A 19,330-nucleotide genomic window follows, 5' to 3' on the forward strand; every position below is an offset into this window, starting at 1 on the left:
AAATTCGGTTTCTGGTGCGCGAAGGCATTAAACAGTGAAAGCATCTTGCAGCAGTTTTTCCTGCTGCTCGGCGTGCATCGAAGCGTAACCACAGGCTGGAGCCGCAGACGCATCACGACCGGCGTACTCAAGGACCAGCGCCTTGTTGTGACGACCGAGGATACGGCGCATGTGGTGTTGGCTGCTGTACCAGGCGCCCTGGTTCATCGGTTCTTCCTGACACCACACCACGTTCTTCAGTTCGGTGTATGGCGCGAGGATTTCAACCAGATCGTCTTCAGGGAACGGATACAGTTGCTCGATACGCACGATGGCGATGTCTTCACGACCTTCGGCACGGCGTTTTTCCAGCAGATCGTAGTAAACCTTGCCGCTGCACAGGACCAGGCGAGTGACCTTTTTCGGATCGAGAGTATCGATTTCCGGGATCACGGTCTGGAACGAGCCTTCGGCCAGATCTTCCAGAGTCGAGATGGCCAGCTTGTGGCGCAGCAGCGACTTCGGCGTCAGCACGATCAGCGGCTTGCGCAGCGGACGGATCACCTGGCGGCGCAGCAGATGGTAGATCTGTGCCGGGGTGGTCGGTACGCAAACCTGGACGTTGTGCTCGGCGCACAGTTGCAGGTAACGCTCAAGACGTGCCGAGGAGTGCTCAGGGCCCTGACCTTCATAACCGTGTGGCAGCAGCATGGTCAGACCGCACAGACGGCCCCACTTGTGCTCGCCGCTGGTGATGAACTGATCGACAACCACTTGCGCACCGTTGGCGAAGTCACCGAACTGGGCTTCCCAGATCACCAGCGCGTTTGGCGTGGTGGTTGAGTAGCCGTATTCGAAGGCCAGCACGGCTTCTTCTGAGAGGAAGGAGTCGTACAGGTCAAACCGCGGCTGACCCGGGAACAGGTTCTGCAGCGGAATGTAGGTGCTGGCGTCCTTCTGGTTGTGCAACACCGCATGGCGGTGCGAGAAGGTGCCACGGCCGATGTCCTGGCCGGTCATGCGGATCGGGTGACCTTCGAACTGCAGAGTGGCGTAAGCCATGGTCTCGGCATAACCCCAGTTGATCGGCAAGCCACCGGCCTGCATCTTCTGGCGATCTTCGTAGATCTTCGACACCTGACGCTGAACCACGAAACCTTCGGGCAGTTCCAGCAGCTTGGCCGACAGTTCCTGCAGGGTCTTGAGGTCGAAACGGGTGTCGTGACGCGCGGTCCAGGCATGGCCCAGGTAAGGACGCCAGTCAACGAACAGCTCTTTGTTCGGCTCCTTGACCAGGCTCTTCACCACGTGCAGGCCATTGTCCAGCGCGTTGCGGTACTCATCGACCTTGGCCTGGACGCGATCGGCGTCGAGACGACCAGCCTGGGTCAGGCTTTCGGCGTAGAGTTCGCGGGTGGTGCGCTGCTTGGCGATCTGCTGATACATCAGAGGCTGGGTGCCGTTCGGCTCGTCGGCCTCGTTGTGGCCGCGACGACGGTAGCAGACCAGGTCGATGACGATGTCACGCTTGAACTGCATGCGGTAATCGACCGCCAACTGGGTCACGAACAGCACCGCTTCCGGATCATCACCATTCACGTGCAGGATCGGCGCCTGGATCATCTTGGCGACGTCGGTGGCGTACTCGGTGGAGCGCGAGTCCAGCGGGTTGCTGATGGTGAAACCAACCTGGTTGTTGATCACGATGTGCACGGTACCGCCGGTCTTGAAACCGCGGGTTTGCGACATCTGGAAGGTTTCCATGACCACGCCCTGACCCGCGAAGGCGGCGTCACCGTGGATGGAGATCGGCAGAACCTTGTCGCCAACGGTGTCGTTGCGACGGTCCTGGCGAGCGCGTACCGAACCTTCCACTACTGGCGAGACGATTTCCAGGTGGGACGGGTTGAACGCCATCGCCAGGTGAACTTCGCCACCGGCAGTCATCACGTTGGACGAGAAGCCCTGGTGGTACTTCACGTCACCGGAGCCCAGCTCGACCTTCTTCTTGCCTTCGAACTCGTCGAACAGCTCGCGCGGGTTTTTACCGAAGGTGTTGACCAGCACGTTCAGGCGGCCACGGTGGGCCATGCCGATCACGACTTCCTTGGTGCCGTAGGAACCGGAACGCTGGATCAGTTCGTCCAGCATCGGAATCAGGCTTTCGCCACCTTCCAGACCGAAACGCTTGGTGCCCGGGTACTTGGTGCCCAGGTACTTTTCCAGACCTTCGGCGGCAGTGACGCGCTCGAGCAGGTGGCTCTGGATGTCGGCGGAGAACGCCGGACGGCCACGCACGCTCTCGAGACGCTGCTGGAACCAGCTACGCTGCTCGGAGTCGACGATGTGGGTGAACTCGGCGCCAATGGTGCGGCAATATGTCTGCTGCAAAGCGTCGAAGATTTCGCGTAGGCTCGCTTCCTCTTTGCCGATGAACAGGTCGCCGGCACGGAAGGTCGTATCAAGATCGGCATTGGTCAAGCCGTAATGATTGATCGACAGGTCTACTGGCGCAGGGCGCTGCCACAACCCCAACGGGTCGAGCTTGGCCGCTTGGTGGCCGCGCATACGGTAGGCCTGGATCAGACGCAGCACTTCAACCTGCTTCTTCTCGTGCTCGCTGCTCACGCTACCGGCAGACACCGGTTGGGCGCGGCGCTGGTTCTTCGCCAGCAGTACGAAATGGTCGCGGATTGTAGAGTGCGATACATCGGTAGCAGTGCTGCCTTCAGCGGGCAACTTCTGGAAGTAGGTGCGCCACTCTTCTGGCACAGCGTTAGGGTCGTGCAGGTAGAGCTCATAGAGCTCTTCCACATATGCAGCATTACCACCTGAAAGGTGGGCGCTGTTCCACATGCGCTGCATCACGCTTTCTTGCATGCTTGGTCACCCTCGGTTAGGGGCCTCGATCGGCAAGAACCACGAAAGCCTGGAATCACGTCAGTAAACCAAGCCACCAAGGATCCCGCAGATTTACCGGGTACCAGCCCGGATGCCCCTGCTGGTCTCATATCTTCATAGGTCAAGCTCGGGCTTTTGACCCTTGCTCGGGTTTCACCTCGGTGCGGGCTGATGCCCGCACCTTGGCGTTCTACGGCTACAACACTTTTTGAATCAGGTGCCGCTTTGCAGCAGCATGTTACGAACGTGGCCGATTGCCTTGGTCGGGTTCAGACCTTTAGGGCAAACGTTTACGCAGTTCATGATCCCGCGGCAGCGGAATACGCTGAACGGGTCATCCAGGGACGCCAGGCGCTCCTGGGTTTTGGTGTCACGGCTGTCGGCCAGGAAGCGATAGGCTTGCAGCAGAGCGGCTGGACCCAGGAACTTGTCCGGGTTCCACCAGAACGACGGGCAGGAAGTCGAGCAGCAAGCGCACAGGATGCACTCGTACAGACCGTCCAGCTTTTCGCGCTCTTCCGGCGACTGCAGACGCTCGATGGCCGGAGCCGGCGTGTCGTTCTGCAGGAATGGCTTCACCTTCTCGTACTGCTTGTAGAAGATGCTCATGTCGACGACCAGGTCACGGATAACCGGCAAACCAGGCAGCGGACGCACGACCAACTTGTTACCTTTTACGACAGCGGACAGCGGCGTGATGCACGCCAGGCCGTTCTTGCCGTTGATGTTCATGCCGTCGGAACCGCAAACGCCTTCACGGCAGGAGCGACGATAGGAGAAGCCCTCGTCCTGCTCCTTGATCAGCGCCAGTACGTCCAGCACCATCAGGTCCTTGCCACCGGTATCGACCTGGAACACCTGGGTTTTAGGTGCCGAGTCGGTGTCCGGGTTGTAACGATAAACTTCGACTTGCAACATAGCGGCCACCCTTAGTAAGTCCGGACTTTTGGTTCGAACGCCGGTACGGTCTTCGGCGCGAAGTTGACTGCACGTTTGGCAACCCGCTTCTCACCTGGGAAGTACAGGGTGTGGCACAGCCAGTTTTCGTCGTCACGGTCTTCGTAGTCTTCACGGGCGTGAGCGCCGCGGGACTCTTTACGAACCTCGGCCGCGATGGCGGTTGCTTCGGCAACTTCCAGCAGGTTCTGCAGCTCCAGCGCTTCGATACGCGCGGTGTTGAAGGCCTGGGACTTGTCGCTGATCTTGACGTTGGCGATACGCTCGCGCAGGCCAGCCAGTTGCTCGATGCCCTTCTGCATGTATTCGCCAGTACGGAACACACCGAAGTAGTTCTGCATGCAGCTCTGCAGCTCGCGACGCAGGGTTGCAACGTCTTCGCCGGAAGTGCGCTCGTTGAGCTTGTTCAGACGGTTCAGGGCAACTTCGATGTCGGTGTCGCTGGCGTCGCGGTATTCGATACCGTCGGTCAGCGCTTTTTCCAGGTGCAGGCCGGCAGCGCGGCCGAAGACCACCAGGTCGAGCAGCGAGTTGCCGCCCAGGCGGTTGGCACCGTGAACCGATACGCACGCCACTTCGCCTACGGCGAACAGACCAGGAATGATGTGATCCACACCGTCGGCATCCTGGGTCATCGCCTGGCCATGAATGTTGGTGGCAACGCCGCCCATCATGTAGTGGCAGGTTGGAACGACTGGAACCGGAGCAACGACCGGGTCAACGTGAGCGAAGGTCTTGGACAGCTCACAGATACCTGGCAGGCGGCTGTGCAGAACTTCTTCACCGAGGTGGTCGAGTTTCAGCATCACGTGGTCGCCGTTAGGGCCACAGCCGTTACCGGCGATGATTTCCTTGACCATGGAACGGGCCACAACGTCACGACCAGCAAGGTCCTTGGCGTTTGGCGCGTAGCGTTCCATGAAACGCTCGCCGTGCTTGTTGATCAGGTAACCGCCTTCACCGCGGCAACCTTCGGTGACCAGTACACCTGCGCCGGCGATGCCGGTTGGGTGGAACTGCCACATTTCGATGTCTTGCACCGGAACGCCAGCACGCAGTGCCATGCCAACGCCGTCACCGGTGTTGATCAGGGCGTTGGTGGTCGACGAGTAGATACGACCTGCACCGCCGGTAGCCAGTACCGTTGCCTTGGCACGGATGTACTGGGTTTCGCCGGTTTCGATGCAGATTGCGATCACACCGACGAACGCGCCGTCCTGGTTTTTCACCAGGTCAACAGCGTAGTACTCGTTCAGGAAGGTGGTGCCTGCTTTCAGGTTGCCCTGATACAGGGTGTGCAGCAGTGCGTGACCGGTACGGTCGGAAGCGGCGCAGGTACGGGCGGCCTGGCCACCTTTACCGAAGTCCTTGGACTGACCGCCGAACGGACGCTGGTAGATACGGCCGGTTTCGGTACGGGAGAACGGCAGACCCATGTGGTCCAGCTCAAATACCGCGGCAGGACCTTCCTGGCACATATATTCGATAGCGTCCTGGTCACCGATGTAGTCGGAGCCTTTGACGGTATCGTACATATGCCAGCGCCAGTCATCGTTCGGGTCAGCCGAAGCGATTGCGCAGGTGATGCCACCCTGGGCGGATACGGTGTGCGAACGGGTCGGGAACACCTTGGTGATCACGGCCGTCTTGTGACCGCCCTGGGCCAGTTGCAGCGCAGCGCGCATGCCGGCACCGCCGCCACCAACAATGATGGCGTCGAAAGAAATCGTTGGAATGATAGCCATGAATCAGATACCCCAGAGAATCTGCACACCCCAGACGAAGTACGCGAACATCGCGACACCACATACCGCCTGGAACAGGAAACGTATCGCTGTAGCCGACTTGCCGAACGCCATTGGCGTCAGGTAGTCGGTTGCAATGGTCCACATGCCGACCCAGGCGTGAGCGCCCAGGGCAACCAGTGCCAGCAAGCTGAAGATACGCATCGCGTTATTGGAGAACAGGGCGTGCCACTGGGCATATTCGATGCCAGGGTGCGCCACCAGGTAGCCGATCAGGAAAATGAAGTAAGCCGCGAGAACGACCGCAGAAACGCGCTGCGCCATCCAGTCATAGAGGCCCGAACGCGAAAGGTTCGTGACGTTGGTTACCATATCCAAACTCCCGCCAGAACGATCACCACCACGGAGATGACGATGACAATTTTCGAGCCCAGTTTGCCGCCTTCCAGCGTCTCACCGATGCCCATGTCCATGATCAGATGGCGCACACCGGCCACCAGGTGATACAGCAAGGCGGACAGCAGGCCCCAGAACACGAACTTGGCCAGCGGACTGGTCAGACACGCCTTCACCTCACCAAAGCCTTCTTCGGAACCCAGGGATTTGCCCAATGCATAAAGCATGATGGCCAGGCCCAGGAACAGAATAACGCCGGAGATGCGGTGGAGAATGGACGTGTAAGCGGTGATCGGGAGTTTGATGGTCCTTAGGTCTAGGTTTACAGGTCGTTGGCTTTTCACGGCTTTTTTCACACTGAAGAGCCCCTAGCAATCAGGGCAAAGTTGTTGGTAAGTGTACTGGTCAGGTACCCACCACCCAGGGAGCGGCGACCCCCAGTGAGACGGGCAAGAAAGCCCCTGGCGGTCGGGTGCCGAGTATAGACAGTTAGGCTACTAATGACAACGTGAAGGGCTAGCCCAAATAGCGCATTGCCTTTACCGAACAAAAGGCGTAAATGGGCGCCAATTTCGAGGAAAAACAGGGCCTAAGGCCCATTACAACCGTGCTTTAGGCAAATTGACATTCGAATTTATCTCACTATAGTGGTGCGGGCCCTGCGTGGGGGGTCTGTCAGATGATTTCAAGCATTAATAGGAGGCCACATGGCTGACAAAAAAGCGCAGTTGATCATCGAGGGCGCAGCCCCCGTCGAGCTGCCCATTTTAACCGGCACCGTTGGTCCAGATGTTATCGACGTCAGAGGGTTGGGGGCCACGGGTCACTTCACTTTCGACCCTGGTTTCATGGCGACCGCATCTTGCGAGTCGAAGATCACCTACATTGATGGCGACAAGGGCATCCTGCTGCATCGCGGCTACCCGATCGAACAGCTCGCCCAGCAATCCGACTACCTCGAAACCTGCTACCTGCTGCTCAACGGCGAACTGCCGAATGCCGAGCAGAAGGCTCAGTTCGTCAGCACCGTGAAGAACCACACCATGGTGCATGAGCAGTTGAAGTCCTTCTTCAACGGCTTCCGCCGCGACGCCCACCCGATGGCCGTCATGTGCGGCGTGGTTGGTGCCCTGTCGGCGTTCTACCATGACTCGCTGGACATCAATAACCCGCAGCACCGGGAAATCTCCGCCGTTCGCCTGGTCGCCAAGATGCCGACCCTGGCCGCGATGGTCTACAAGTACTCCATGGGCCAGCCCATGATGTACCCGCGCAACGACCTGTCGTATGCCGAGAACTTCCTGCACATGATGTTCAACACCCCGTGCGAGATCAAACCGATCAGCCCGGTACTGGCCAAGGCAATGGACCGGATCTTCATCCTCCACGCCGACCACGAACAGAATGCGTCCACCTCCACCGTGCGTCTGGCCGGCTCGTCGGGTGCCAACCCGTTCGCCTGTATCGCCGCCGGTATCGCCGCACTGTGGGGCCCTGCCCACGGCGGTGCGAACGAAGCCGTACTGACCATGCTGGATGAAATCGGCGATGTTTCGAACATCGACAAATTCATCGCCAAGGCAAAGGACAAGAACGACCCGTTCAAACTCATGGGCTTCGGTCACCGCGTTTACAAGAACCGCGACCCGCGTGCCACCGTGATGAAGCAGACCTGCGACGAAGTCCTGCGCGAGCTGGGCATCACCAACGATCCGCAGCTCGAACTGGCCATGCGCCTGGAAGAGATCGCCCTTACCGATCCTTACTTCATCGAGCGTTCGCTATACCCGAACGTCGACTTCTACTCGGGCATCATCCTGAAGGCAATCGGCATTCCAACCAGCATGTTCACCGTGATCTTCGCCCTGGCGCGTACCGTCGGCTGGATCTCGCACTGGAAAGAAATGCTCTCCAGCCCTTACAAGATCGGCCGTCCTCGCCAGCTGTACACCGGCTACGAGTCCCGCGACCTGATCAAGCTGGAAGACCGCAAGTAAGCTTCGGCCGAACGCAAAAAAAGGCTGCCTGATGGCAGCCTTTTTTATTGCCCTTGAAACGTACAGTTATCGATAACGCTATACGTCTCGATAACTGTAATGCTCACATCAAGGTTTTTCAGCTTTCTCTTTCAATGCCTTGAGCGTATTGAAAGGCGCATCCACGACGAACTTGTTCGCGACCATGGAAGGCACGCTACCGCCCGGGTTGGTGTGCAACTGATACGTCACTTCGGTGGCATCGCCTTTCGGAACCAGTTTCCAGTAGCCATTGGCAGTCGCCACCCGTACGAAGCCCTTCTCTTCCGGCAGATAGGTGCTCACGCCTTCGATTTTGCGCGTCACACTGCCATCAGCGTCCTGGGTGGTCGTCACATGCAACACGGAATCACGCGGCGTCACCGGCCATGGCGTGTTGAACTGTGCGTAGGTCCAGCTCTGGTCGCCTTCGTGCTTGAGCAGCTTCTGCAGTTTGCACTCGTGAATCCACGCGCAAGAACCGGCAACGTCCTCCTGCAGCGCCCGAATTTTCGCAACGGGCGCCTTGATCAGGACTACGCCGCGGTATGCCTTGTAATCGGAGCCCTCCACTTTGCTGAGGGAAACCTTGATACCGTCCGCGCTCTTGACCTCCTCCCATTGCTCAGCGAAAGCCAAAGCCGACAACGCACTCAAACCTACGATTACCGCTACACGCTTGAACGATCTCATCCGGTTGTTTTCCTTATTGGTCGGTGATCCAGCATTCAGGCCGCCGTCATTTGCTCCCACCAGCCGATGAGCTTGATAGCCTCGTCACGGTCACTCCCGCATACCTCTGTGTCCGCCTTGAAGCCCGAACAGACTGCCGGCCTTTCCGGCTTGCCGAACAAATCACACAGATTGATGGCGGACAGATGAATACAGCGTTCGCCAGCCGGCTTGCCATCAGGCATTCCAGGAATGAACGAACTGATCGACGGAGCTATGCAGCAGGCGCCACAGCCTTCGCGGCACTTCATGACGTGGTAGACCTCGGAAAGAGCAAATGATGCAGATAGGAAGGATAGTAACGACTAAAACAACCGTTTGAAATTACCGGCCAAATGAAATATTGCTGACTGGGTGGTTCTCGTTTTGACGCTATTGCTTGAATTCGAAATCGATAGCAGCGCCTTCGATGTCCTGGCGACTATCGTTGCGCAACTGCAATTGCATTTCGTTGCTCAGCAAACGCCCGTTGAGCTGGAATGGACTTTCGGCCGCAGGTTTTTCCCCGAACATCGAAGGCAGCAGCGGCTTGCGCACTTCCGCCTCGATCTGCTCGACAGACTTCATTTCCTTGACCATGTCAGGTGGCAAGGTCAGATCGAGTTTGGCCTTGGGCAGCGGCGCAGCGATCGCATCCGCTTTTTTTCGGCTAGCGGTCTTGCTGGCTCTGACCGGCGCCTTTTTCGCAGGTACGGCCTTCTGCCGGGCTGCGGGCTGGGCTTTTGCCGCCGGCTGCGCGGGCTGTTTCTTCTGGCTGGCAGTGCTGGCTTTCTGCTCTTGAGGCTTTGCTTCGGCCAGCAAAACGGACTGAGGAGCGGACGCGGCCATCGCGGAGTCCATCAGCGATACCGCGAACAGCCCAATTAATACCAATCCGCCACGCCGTAATACAGTCATAGACAACAACAAGCACTCCATGAAAGCCGCTATGCTCCGCGTTCCAAGCGCGCCTGACAAGTCCGTCAGCTACAGATAGCCATTATTTGCAGTTTCCTGACATAGCTGATTGGCCAGCATCCCCAACGTCATCAATACCCGCTCCGCCTCCCGATTCCACGGAATGCCGCAGTTGAGGCGAATGCAGTGATTGAATTGCTCGGTGTTACTGAAGATCAGCCCCGGCGCGATACTGATGCCCTGCTGCAGCGCACGCACATGCAACTCCTGGGTATTGACCCGCCCAGGCAGACTGACCCACAGAATGAAACCACCGGTGGGCCGGGTCATCTGGGTGCCTTCCGGGAAATACTGCTGAACCGCCAACTGATAGGCACTGAGGTTCTTGCGGTATTCCTGGCGAATGAAGCGCAGGTGTCGATCGTAACCACCGTTTTCCAGATAAGCCGCCACGCCCATTTGCGTCACGCTGCACGCGGAGTGGGTGCTGAATGTCTGTAGCCGCTGGATCTCCTGCTGGTAGTTGCCAGCGATCATCCAGCCGATCCGCACGCCTGGCGACAGGGTCTTGGAAAAACTCGAACAGTAGATGACACGATCAAGCCGGTCGAACGCCTTGAGCGATTTGCTCTTGCCCTGCTCGAACATCAACTCACCGTAGATATCGTCTTCGATGATCTGGATATTGAAATCCGAGGCCAGGCGCAGCAGTTGTTTCTGGCGATCTTCCGGAATGGTACCGCCCAGCGGGTTGCTCAGCCGCGCCGTGAGCACCAGCGCCTTGATGGACCATTGATTGGCCGCAAGTTGCAGGGCTTCCAGACTGATGCCGGTGGACGGATCACTGGGGATCTCGATCACTTTCAAGCCCAGCAGGTCGGCCAGTTGCAACAGACCGTAGTAGGTCGGCGATTCGGCGGCGATCAGGTCTCCCGGCCGGGTCAGCACGCGCAAAGACATTTGCAGCGCATCAACGCAACCGTGAGTCACCACGATCTCGGAAGGATCGACAATCACCCCGGCATCACGCATGCGAATTGCAATCTGCCGGCGCAGCGGCTCGAAGCCAGGGCTGAACATATAGCTGAAGGCCCGCGGACTCTGGAAGCGCGTGACCTTGGCCAATTGCTGGTGCAGCGCCCGCACCGGCAGGTAATCGACATGGGGCACCGCCGCGCCCAGCGGAAAAACTCCGTCCCGGCGCGCTTCGTCCAAGACCTGCTGGATGATGCTGGCGCGAGTGACCAGCCCCGGTCGCTCAACCCGCGCGATATCCGGGGTCGACGCCGTCAACGCCGGGGTCTGGTGAACGTAATAACCCGATTGCGGCCGAGCCCGGATCAGCCCCTGGTCTTCTAGGTTGGCGTACGCCTGGAGCACGGTTGCATGGCTGACATTCAACTGTGAGCTCATCTTGCGCACGGACGGCACACGCTCACCCGGCTGATAGACACCACGCCGAATATCTTCGGCGAGCTGCTGAGCGATACGCTGATAAAGCAACAGGTTGGTCATGATCCACTCTCGGCACGCAGGCAATCTGATTATTCTTGTACAAGCCGGCACAGAATACCGGAACAGTTCCCAAGTGTACTGGGACAGATTGCAGACTCGTCGACAATACCGTGATGTGAAGACGCATCAAAGTGCTGAAAACGCATAAAAAATCACGGCTAATAAAAAACCCGGTGTCTTTCGATCACCGGGTTTTCGTGTCAGGGACGTATCAACGCTCGGCGCCGAGCCTGCCCTTCTCATCGGAGAAAACGATTTCCACGCGACGGTTCTGCGCCCGGCCACGCTCCGAGGCATTCACCTCGACCGGGTACTGGTCACCATACCCGCGAACCTGGATGCGCTTCTCATCGACACCCAGGTCAACCAGCATGTCAGCCACCGCCTGCGCACGGTCACGCGACAGCTTGAGGTTGTCCTCAGGGTTGCCGGTACTGTCGGTGTAACCCTCGATGCGAACAACGCGCTTGGGGTTCAACTGAAGGAACTGCACCAGCTTGAGCACCGTGCGGCTCGCGGAGTTTTTCAGATCCGCCTGCCCGGTATCGAACAGCACATCGCCCAAGGTCATGACCAGGCCGCGATCACTGTCCGTGGTGGCCAGGCTGACGATCTGCTCCTCGAGCCATTTGCCCTGCTGCTGCACGCTGGACAGCTTGGCCTCGCGCAGCGCCAGTTGCAGACGTTGGCGTTCCAGCTCCAGCTTGGCCTGACGCTCCTGATTGAGCACCAGATTGCTGTGCTCGCGAGCAATCTCGCTGTAGCGCTGACTCAGATAGGCGTAATGCCGTACATCCGAGCCGGTGCCGATATAGCTGGCCAGACGCTCAGCCCGCGCCAGCGACTCGCCTGCACGGATGACATCCCGCGGCGCACTGCGCAGCACGTTTGAATCGTCCTTCACCGACTGAAAGCTGGCCGTCGCTTGTTCCAGCGCGACTTCACTGCGCTCACTGGCACAGCCCTGCAACCCAAGAACACCGGCAATCGCCAGCAATGCCAGAGGCTTGATCGAACTCACTTCTGTTCCCCCAACTGCTTGCGAAGACGATCCACCCGCGACTGCAGAAGGGTCAGTTGCTCCTGACTTTTCAGGGTCAGTACCCGGGCCTCGGCCAGGCGCGCATCCAGTTCGGCCTGTTCGGCACGCATGCGCGCATCGCGGAACGACTCGCTGAGCATATTGCTGCGGGCCCGCGTCAACTTCTCTTCAGCCAGCTTCAGCTCGGCCACTTCATCGGTGGCACCAACGGCCTTGGCCTGCTCAAGCGCCTGCTCGGACAAACGCAACTGTTCATGAGGCGCCGGATCGGACGCACAGCCGGCCAGGGCCAGCAATGCCAGGACGGCGAATAGGGGTCGAGTTCTCACACAAGTTTCCTACTGTTTAGGGGCGTCAAGCGGCGCCTGCAACTGCGCTTGCCAACGCTCGATGTTGCGTTGCAGGACCTCCTGGGCTACGCCAGAGGCCGGCAATTCTGTCAGTTTTTTCGCCAACTGTCCGCGTAACCAGGCGTCATTGCAGGCGGAATTGTGAGACAGCGCCAGATACAACCCCGGCCGATCCAACGGCAAGCCGCGCACAATCAGGTCGTTGGCCATCCCCAGGCTCTGAGCCATGGCCATGCCGGCGTAGCGGCCGGCGAGCACATAATCCACCTGCCCCAGCAAGAGTTTCTGAAATGCCTGGGTGAGGTTCGGGACATGGGTCAGCTTCAGTTCGGTCTTGCTGAACGCCTCGAACTCAGGGGTCAAACGCGCCTTTTCGGAGATGGCGCCCTGATGCTGGTGCAGATCGGCCAGGTTTTCATAAGCCAATGCTGCGTCGTGGCGAGTCCAGACCAAATATTCGTTCTGCAGCACCGGCGGGTGAATATAGTCCAGGGCTGTCAGCTCAGCGACCGCCATAGGCGCGTCCACCAGCAGGTCCATGCGCCCACTGCGCACCTCGGCCTGAGCGTCGCTGCGCTTGCCGGCGTAGAGCACTTCGATCTTGAGCCCCAGCTCGCTGCCGATCTGCTGCAACAACTCGACATTGGCACCGATCAGGTGCCGGGGATCCTGCGGGTCACGCCAGGAATAAGGCGGCGCATCCGGACTGCCGGTCACCACCAGCCGCTCGCATTTGCCGACCGCCATGGCCATCGATGGCAAACACGCGAGCCCGAGCATCGCCACTGTTCCTTTTCGACCAAACCACCCCATGCCAGCGCCCTTTCTCAATCGCGGAAAATCAAAAAGCCCGGTTGTCGCGGGCTGCGGCGAAGCGACCGGAGGATCGCCTGCGCACAGCCCGGAACAACCGGGCTCTTTATAAGTGAAGCGACTGGATTAAACCAGCTTCTCCAGCTCAGGGATGGCTTCGAACAGGTCAGCCACCAGGCCGTAGTCGGCCACCTGGAAGATCGGCGCTTCTTCGTCCTTGTTGATCGCAACGATCACTTTGGAGTCTTTCATACCGGCCAGGTGCTGGATCGCGCCGGAGATACCAACGGCGATGTACAGTTGCGGGGCAACGATCTTGCCGGTCTGACCGACCTGCATGTCGTTCGGCACGAAGCCTGCGTCGACTGCGGCGCGGGAAGCGCCGACTGCCGCGCCCAGCTTGTCGGCCAGGGCGTACAGGTGCTTGAAGTTGTCGCCATTCTGCATGCCGCGGCCGCCGGAAACGACGATCTTGGCAGCGGTCAGTTCTGGGCGGTCGGACTTGGCCAGCTCTTCGCCGACGAAGGACGATTTGCCAGCGTCGTGGACAGCGGCAACGGCTTCAACGGCAGCCGAGCCACCTGCGGCGGCAACGGCGTCGAAACCGGTGGCGCGAACGGTGATGACCTTGATTGCAGCGGTCGATTGCACGGTAGCAATGGCGTTGCCAGCGTAGATCGGGCGCTTGAAGGTGTCAGCCGATTCGACCGCGATGATCTCGGAAATCTGGTCGACGTCCAGCAGCGCGGCAACGCGCGGCAGAACGTTCTTGCCGTTGGAGGTGGCAGGTGCCAGCACGTGGCTGTAGCCCTTGCCCAACTCGGCAACCAGCGGCGCGACGTTTTCCGGCAGGAAGTTGGCGTAGGCGGCGTTGTCGGCTACCAGCACCTTGGCGACACCGGCGATTTTCGCGGCGGCTTCAGCAACACCACCGACGTTCTGGCCAGCGACCAGGACGTGGACATCGCCACCAATTTTCGCGGCAGCGGCAACGGTGTTCAGGGTAGCGGGCGCAACGGCACCGTTTTCGTGTTCAGCGATAACCAGGATAGTCATTTAGATTACCTTCGCCTCGTTCTTCAGTTTCTCGACCAGTTCAGCAACCGACTTGACCTTGATACCCGCGCTGCGTGCAGCCGGCGCTTCGACTTTCAGGGTCTTGTTGGTGGAGGCGGTGGAAACGCCCAGCGCGTCAGGAGTAACGGTCTCCAGCGGCTTCTTCTTGGCCTTCATGATGTTCGGCAGCGACGCGTAGCGCGGCTCGTTCAGGCGCAGGTCGGTGGTGACGATCGCCGGCAGGTTCAGAGCAACGGTCTGCAGACCGCCGTCGACTTCACGGGTAACGTTGATTTTGTCGCCCGCCACTTCCACTTTGGAAGCGAAGGTGCCTTGAGCGAAACCGGTCAGCGCGGCCAGCATCTGGCCAGTCTGGTTGTTGTCGCTGTCGATGGCTTGTTTGCCGAGGATCACCAGTTGTGGCTGCTCCTTGTCGACGACAGCCTTGAGCAGCTTGGCCACGGCCAGGGAGGTCAGCTCTTCGGCGGACTCCACCAGCACGGCGCGATCAGCACCCAGTGCCAGGGCGGTACGCAGTTGTTCCTGGGCGGTAGCCGGGCCGACGGTAACGACGACGATCTCGCTGGCCACGCCTTTCTCTTTCAGGCGGACGGCTTCTTCGACGGCGATCTCGCAGAAGGGGTTCATGGACATTTTGACGTTGGCGAGGTCGACGCCGGAGTTGTCCGCCTTGACGCGAACCTTGACGTTGTAGTCGACCACTCGTTTGACAGCTACAAGAACCTTCATGGATTCCTCGTTACTCTCCGGTGAAAAGAATGTCGCCTGGGCCGAACCCGGCGATTGCGCGTGGGTACAAGGGCACCTCTAAAAACGATTGCAGCCGGTCGAATTTAAGCTGACTCGATAGTCGCGTTCCGACCCTTCATCACAAAACCCGTGGGTCATTCTTTGTGGTGGCGTGTAAACTCCACTACAAAACCCCGGTTTGGCGTAACTGCCCTGCTCTTTGCCAGGTCTTTAGGGGTGCTCCTGCATCCGACGGTCAGCCTACGGCGAGCGTAAAACCGCCCGTATCTTGACCGTAACGCCCAATCCGGTCAATACGGCAAACCCGCCAGCTTCCAGCCGTGCCTCTTTGATTTTACTGGCCTGCGGCAAATTCAAACAAACGTTTGTATTGGACCTCGCAAGTGGTGTAGATATAATGCGCGGCCAAGAGAAAGCGGTGTAGTGCGTCATCTTCCGGAGCTACATACCCGGCCCTTCGAAATGACCGCGCTGACACCCGCCAATAAAGAAAAACCGATGAGCCTTGAGTAGGAGAGAACCTGTGGAACGCGAATACATGGAATTCGACGTGGTCATCGTCGGCGCCGGCCCGGCGGGCCTGTCCGCCGCCTGCCGACTAAAGCAGAAGGCCGCCGAAGCCGGTAGCGAAATCAGCGTCTGCGTGGTCGAGAAAGGCTCCGAGGTCGGTGCCCACATCCTCTCCGGCGCCGTATTCGAGCCGCGCGCCCTGAACGAACTGTTCCCGGACTGGAAGGAACTGGGCGCGCCGCTGAACACCGAGGTCAAGCGCGACGACATCTATGTGCTCAAGGATGGCAACAGCTCGGTCAAAGTCCCTGATCTGTTCGTGCCCAAGACCATGCACAACCAGGGCAACTACATCATCTCCCTTGGCAACCTGTGCCGCTGGCTGGCCCAGCAGGCGGAGAACCTGGGTGTGGAAATCTACCCGGGCTTCGCCGCCCAGGAAGTGCTGTTCGACGACAACGGCGTGGTTCGCGGCATCATCACCGGCGACATGGGCGTGGATCGCGAAGGCCATCCGAAAGACGGCATGTACACCCCAGGCATGGAACTGCGCGGCAAGTACACCCTGTTCGCCGAAGGCTGCCGTGGTCACCTCGGCAAGCAACTGATCAAGCGCTTTAACCTTGACAGCGAGTCCGACGTCCAGCACTACGGTATCGGCCTCAAGGAAATCTGGGAAATCGATCCAGCCAAGCACCAGCAAGGCCTGGTGGTCCACACCGCGGGCTGGCCGCTGGATGTGGTCAGTTCCGAAAACACCGGCGGCTCCTTCCTCTATCACCTGGAAAACAACCAGGTGGTGGTCGGTCTGATCGTCGACCTGTCCTACGGCAACGCCTACCTCTCGCCATTCGATGAGTTCCAGCGCCTGAAGCACCACCCGGTGCTCAAGCAGTACCTGGAAGGCGGCAAGCGCATCAGCTACGGCGCCCGCGCCATCAGCAAGGGCGGCCTGAACTCGCTGCCGAAGATGGTCTTCAACGGCGGCGCCCTGATCGGCTGCGACCTCGGCACCCTGAACTTCGCCAAGATCAAGGGCAGCCACACCGCGATGAAGTCCGGCATGCTCGCCGCCGACGCAGTGGCCGATGCCCTGCTGGCCGGCAGCGAAGGCGGCGACCAGCTCAACAGCTACGTCGAGGCCTTCAAGTCGAGCTGGCTGCACGACGAACTGTTCGCCAGCCGCAACTTCGGCCCGGCCATGCACAAGTTCGGTCCGCTGTTCGGCGCGGCGTTCAACTATGTCGACCAGAACTGGTTCGGCGGCAAGCTGCCGTTCACCCTGCACGACACCAAGCCGGACTACGCCTGCCTCAAGCTCGCGGCCGACTCGAAGAAGATCGACTACCCGAAACCCGACGGCAAGCTGAGCTTCGACAAGCTGAGCTCGGTGTTCCTCTCCAGCACCAACCATGAAGAAGAGCAACCGTGCCACCTGAAGCTGGCCGACGCCAGCATCCCGATCGGTACCAACCTGCCGCTCTACGATGAACCGGCGCAGCGCTACTGCCCGGCGGGCGTGTATGAAGTGATCACCCAGGAAGACGGCAACAAGCGCTTCCAGATCAACGCCCAGAACTGCGTGCACTGCAAAACCTGTGACATCAAGGACCCTTCGCAGAACATCACCTGGGTCACCCCGGAAGGCGCCGGCGGCCCGACTTACCCGAACATGTAAGACGGCGGCCACGAAAAAGCCCCTCCACCGCAAGGTGTGAGGGGCTTTTTACATCCGGGCGGAAAAAGGCCGAGTCAGCCCTTGGCCAGCAACAGGTCTTCCTCGCTGCACAGGCGCTCGCGACCACTGAAGTACAGCGACGTCAGCACGCCGACAAAGCCCATTACCGCGCAAAACGCCACGCACACCCACGGACTCCAGGGCATCAGCGCGATCAGCATCAGCGGCGTGGTACTGGCCCACAGCGCGTAGGCAACGTTGTAGGTGAACGAGATGCCGGACACCCGGATCCGCGCCGGGAACAGCCCGACCATCACCGAAGGCACCACCCCCACTACCCCGCAGCCAAGTCCGGCCAGAGCGTAGGCAATACCGACCGTGTCCCACCCGGCAACCAGACTGCCGTACAGCGCGCCAATGCCCAGCGGCAGCAGCAGCGAATACAGCAGCAGCGCCCGCCAGGCGCCGATGCGATCCACCAGCAGGCCAGCCAGCACGCAACCAATATTGAGGAAGACAATCCCCAGGCTGCTCAAGGCGAAGGTATGCCCGGCAGTCATGCCGAAGCGCTGCTGCATCACGGTCGGGGTGATCACCACCAGCACCACCACCGCCGAGGTCAATACGCAGGTCAGCAGCACCGCCGGCAGCAGCGCCTGACGGTGCTCACGCAATACCGCCCGCAGCGAGAACTCCTTCGGCCGGTCGCTGCTCTGGCGCGCCAGGGCGAGGAACACCGGCGTCTCGCTGAGCCAGCGGCGCAGCCACACACCGATCACCCCGAACACACCACCCAGCAGGAACGGGTAACGCCAGGCGTAATCGAGGATTTCCTGCGGCGTGAACATCTGCGCCAGGGCCGTGGCGGTCAATGCGCCGAGCAGATAGCCGAACGTCAAACCGGCCTGCAGGAAGCCCAAGGCATAACCGCGCCGGCCAGGCGGCGCGTGCTCGGCGACGAAAGTCCAGGCGCTGGGCACCTCGCCGCCGACCGCCGCGCCCTGCAGGATCCGCAGCGCCAGCAGGATCAACGGCGCGGCATAGCCGATATCGGCGTAGGTCGGCATCAGGCCGATCAGCAGGCAAGGCAGCGCCATCATCAGAATGCTCAGGCTGAAGACCTTCTTGCGCCCGAGATGATCGGCGAAATGCGCCATGAGGATGCCGCCCAGCGGACGCGCCAGGTAGCCGGTGACGAAAATCCCGAAGCTCTGCAACAGTCGCAGCCACTCGGGCATTTCCGGCGGAAAGAACAGCTGGCTGAGGGTCAGGGCGAAGAACACGAAGATGATGAAATCGTAGATTTCCAGCGCGCCGCCCAGGGCCGCCAGGCCGAGGGTCTTGTGGTCACCGCGCGAAAGGCGCGCGGAGTCGTTGGCAGTCATAGGGGTTTCCGCAGGGATGAACGGGACCGCGCGCAGCCAGGCGCGCCTGAACGAGCGCCAGAGCATAACAAAATGAGCCCGGGCGCAGGCGATTCAGGAGGGGCGGGAGAACACCGTCTGGCCCTGACCCAGCCAGTGCCGGGAGGGCCCACGCGGAGAGTTCTTGCCCCTCGGGCTGGGTAACTGAGCGAGTACCCGCGGGGTATCGATGAGGGCCATGAACGCATGCAGCGTCTCATCGTCCGGCACCTTCGCCAGGCTTATGGTCACCGCTTGGCGCTGCCCCGTGGGCACCGCCGGCATTTTCAGGTGCTGCGACTCATACAACAGCGCGTGCTGGATCTGCACATTGACCCGGCAGAAGCGCTCTAGGTCGACCCCGGCATGGCTGGCCAGGTCGATGTTGCCGATCAGCAGGTTGAACGGCAGCAGTGCGTTCTGCACAAGGTGGCGCAGGTCTTCGAAGGACTGTACCGGCGCGATGCGGTAGTAGCCCATGCCGTTGAGCATCTTCTCCAGTTGCAGCAACTGCATGGGATGCGCGTCGGCCAACAGGATTCGCAGGGTTTTGTCAGCCATGGTGAATGA

At 60.0% G+C, this 19,330-nt stretch carries 18 protein-coding genes; 2 read left to right on the top strand and 16 right to left on the bottom strand.

Going from position 1 to position 19,330, the window contains the following annotated elements:
* Positions 1–27: 27 nt before the first annotated feature.
* From NTD88_RS11155 to sdhC, 5 genes are all read right to left on the bottom strand, one after another.
* Positions 28–2,859 carry a 2-oxoglutarate dehydrogenase E1 component gene (locus NTD88_RS11155; RefSeq protein WP_095157092.1) on the bottom strand — a complete coding sequence of 944 codons (2,832 nt, stop codon included), beginning with the start codon at positions 2,857–2,859 and terminating at the stop codon, positions 28–30.
* A gap of 234 nt (positions 2,860–3,093) precedes the next feature.
* Positions 3,094–3,798 (bottom strand): succinate dehydrogenase iron-sulfur subunit, encoded by a 705-nt coding sequence (locus tag NTD88_RS11160; protein ID WP_095157091.1) that lies wholly within the window; start codon positions 3,796–3,798, stop codon positions 3,094–3,096.
* A gap of 11 nt (positions 3,799–3,809) precedes the next feature.
* Positions 3,810–5,582 carry a succinate dehydrogenase flavoprotein subunit gene (sdhA, locus tag NTD88_RS11165; RefSeq protein WP_095157090.1) on the bottom strand — a complete coding sequence of 591 codons (1,773 nt, stop codon included), beginning with the start codon at positions 5,580–5,582 and terminating at the stop codon, positions 3,810–3,812.
* A gap of 3 nt (positions 5,583–5,585) precedes the next feature.
* A complete protein-coding gene (sdhD, locus tag NTD88_RS11170; RefSeq protein WP_009396297.1) occupies positions 5,586–5,954 on the bottom strand; it encodes a succinate dehydrogenase, hydrophobic membrane anchor protein in 369 nt (122 codons plus the stop codon).
* Positions 5,948–6,334, bottom strand: a complete 387-nt coding sequence (sdhC, locus tag NTD88_RS11175) for a succinate dehydrogenase, cytochrome b556 subunit (RefSeq protein ID WP_170946391.1) — start codon at positions 6,332–6,334, stop codon at positions 5,948–5,950. The genes sdhD and sdhC overlap by 7 nt, the downstream gene beginning before the upstream one ends.
* 351 nt (positions 6,335–6,685) lie before the next feature.
* On the opposite strand from sdhC, the gene gltA reads away from it, so the two are divergent.
* Positions 6,686–7,975, top strand: coding sequence for a citrate synthase (gltA, locus tag NTD88_RS11180; protein ID WP_095157089.1), 1,290 nt, complete (start codon positions 6,686–6,688; stop codon positions 7,973–7,975).
* Between the two features lie 108 nt (positions 7,976–8,083).
* On the opposite strand, the gene NTD88_RS11185 is transcribed toward gltA, so the two are convergent.
* The 9 genes from NTD88_RS11185 to NTD88_RS11225 form a co-directional block, all read right to left on the bottom strand.
* The gene (locus NTD88_RS11185) at positions 8,084–8,686 is read right to left on the bottom strand and encodes an START domain-containing protein (RefSeq protein ID WP_262156069.1); all 603 of its coding nucleotides are present in this window, start codon (positions 8,684–8,686) and stop codon (positions 8,084–8,086) included.
* Between the two features lie 35 nt (positions 8,687–8,721).
* Positions 8,722–8,976, bottom strand: coding sequence for a YkgJ family cysteine cluster protein (locus NTD88_RS11190; protein WP_095157087.1), 255 nt, complete (start codon positions 8,974–8,976; stop codon positions 8,722–8,724).
* A 121-nt stretch (positions 8,977–9,097) separates the two neighbouring features.
* Positions 9,098–9,622 (bottom strand): translation initiation factor 2, encoded by a 525-nt coding sequence (locus NTD88_RS11195; protein ID WP_177454446.1) that lies wholly within the window; start codon positions 9,620–9,622, stop codon positions 9,098–9,100.
* Positions 9,623–9,691: 69 nt separating this feature from the next.
* A complete protein-coding gene (locus NTD88_RS11200) occupies positions 9,692–11,137 on the bottom strand; it encodes a PLP-dependent aminotransferase family protein (RefSeq protein WP_095157086.1) in 1,446 nt (481 codons plus the stop codon).
* Positions 11,138–11,348: 211 nt separating this feature from the next.
* Complete coding sequence (locus NTD88_RS11205; RefSeq protein ID WP_262129555.1) at positions 11,349–12,158, bottom strand: OmpA family protein; 810 nt, start codon at positions 12,156–12,158, stop codon at positions 11,349–11,351.
* On the bottom strand, positions 12,155–12,508 hold the full coding sequence (locus NTD88_RS11210; RefSeq protein ID WP_262156070.1) for a DUF4398 domain-containing protein: 354 nt from the start codon (positions 12,506–12,508) through the stop codon (positions 12,155–12,157). The genes NTD88_RS11205 and NTD88_RS11210 overlap by 4 nt, the downstream gene beginning before the upstream one ends.
* A 9-nt stretch (positions 12,509–12,517) precedes the next feature.
* Positions 12,518–13,309 carry a substrate-binding periplasmic protein gene (locus NTD88_RS11215; RefSeq protein ID WP_262156071.1) on the bottom strand — a complete coding sequence of 264 codons (792 nt, stop codon included), beginning with the start codon at positions 13,307–13,309 and terminating at the stop codon, positions 12,518–12,520.
* A gap of 159 nt (positions 13,310–13,468) precedes the next feature.
* Positions 13,469–14,398 carry an electron transfer flavoprotein subunit alpha/FixB family protein gene (locus tag NTD88_RS11220; protein ID WP_262156072.1) on the bottom strand — a complete coding sequence of 310 codons (930 nt, stop codon included), beginning with the start codon at positions 14,396–14,398 and terminating at the stop codon, positions 13,469–13,471.
* Entirely contained in the window at positions 14,399–15,148 is a 750-nt protein-coding gene (locus NTD88_RS11225) for an electron transfer flavoprotein subunit beta/FixA family protein (protein WP_095157081.1), read from the bottom strand.
* 544 nt (positions 15,149–15,692) lie between these two features.
* Here NTD88_RS11225 and NTD88_RS11230 point away from each other — a divergent pair.
* Positions 15,693–17,357 (top strand): electron transfer flavoprotein-ubiquinone oxidoreductase, encoded by a 1,665-nt coding sequence (locus tag NTD88_RS11230; protein ID WP_262156073.1) that lies wholly within the window; start codon positions 15,693–15,695, stop codon positions 17,355–17,357.
* 74 nt (positions 17,358–17,431) lie between these two features.
* On the opposite strand, the gene NTD88_RS11235 is transcribed toward NTD88_RS11230, so the two are convergent.
* Both NTD88_RS11235 and NTD88_RS11240 read right to left on the bottom strand, forming a co-directional pair.
* The gene (locus tag NTD88_RS11235; protein WP_095157134.1) at positions 17,432–18,742 is read right to left on the bottom strand and encodes an MFS transporter; all 1,311 of its coding nucleotides are present in this window, start codon (positions 18,740–18,742) and stop codon (positions 17,432–17,434) included.
* A gap of 93 nt (positions 18,743–18,835) precedes the next feature.
* Positions 18,836–19,321: a histidine kinase gene (locus NTD88_RS11240; RefSeq protein ID WP_262156074.1), complete on the bottom strand. Its 486-nt coding sequence runs from the start codon at positions 19,319–19,321 to the stop codon at positions 18,836–18,838.
* Between the last annotated feature and the right edge of the window lie 9 nt (positions 19,322–19,330).

This window comes from Pseudomonas sp. 20P_3.2_Bac5, from assembly GCF_025466035.1.
In the GTDB taxonomy this organism is placed as follows: domain Bacteria; phylum Pseudomonadota; class Gammaproteobacteria; order Pseudomonadales; family Pseudomonadaceae; genus Aquipseudomonas.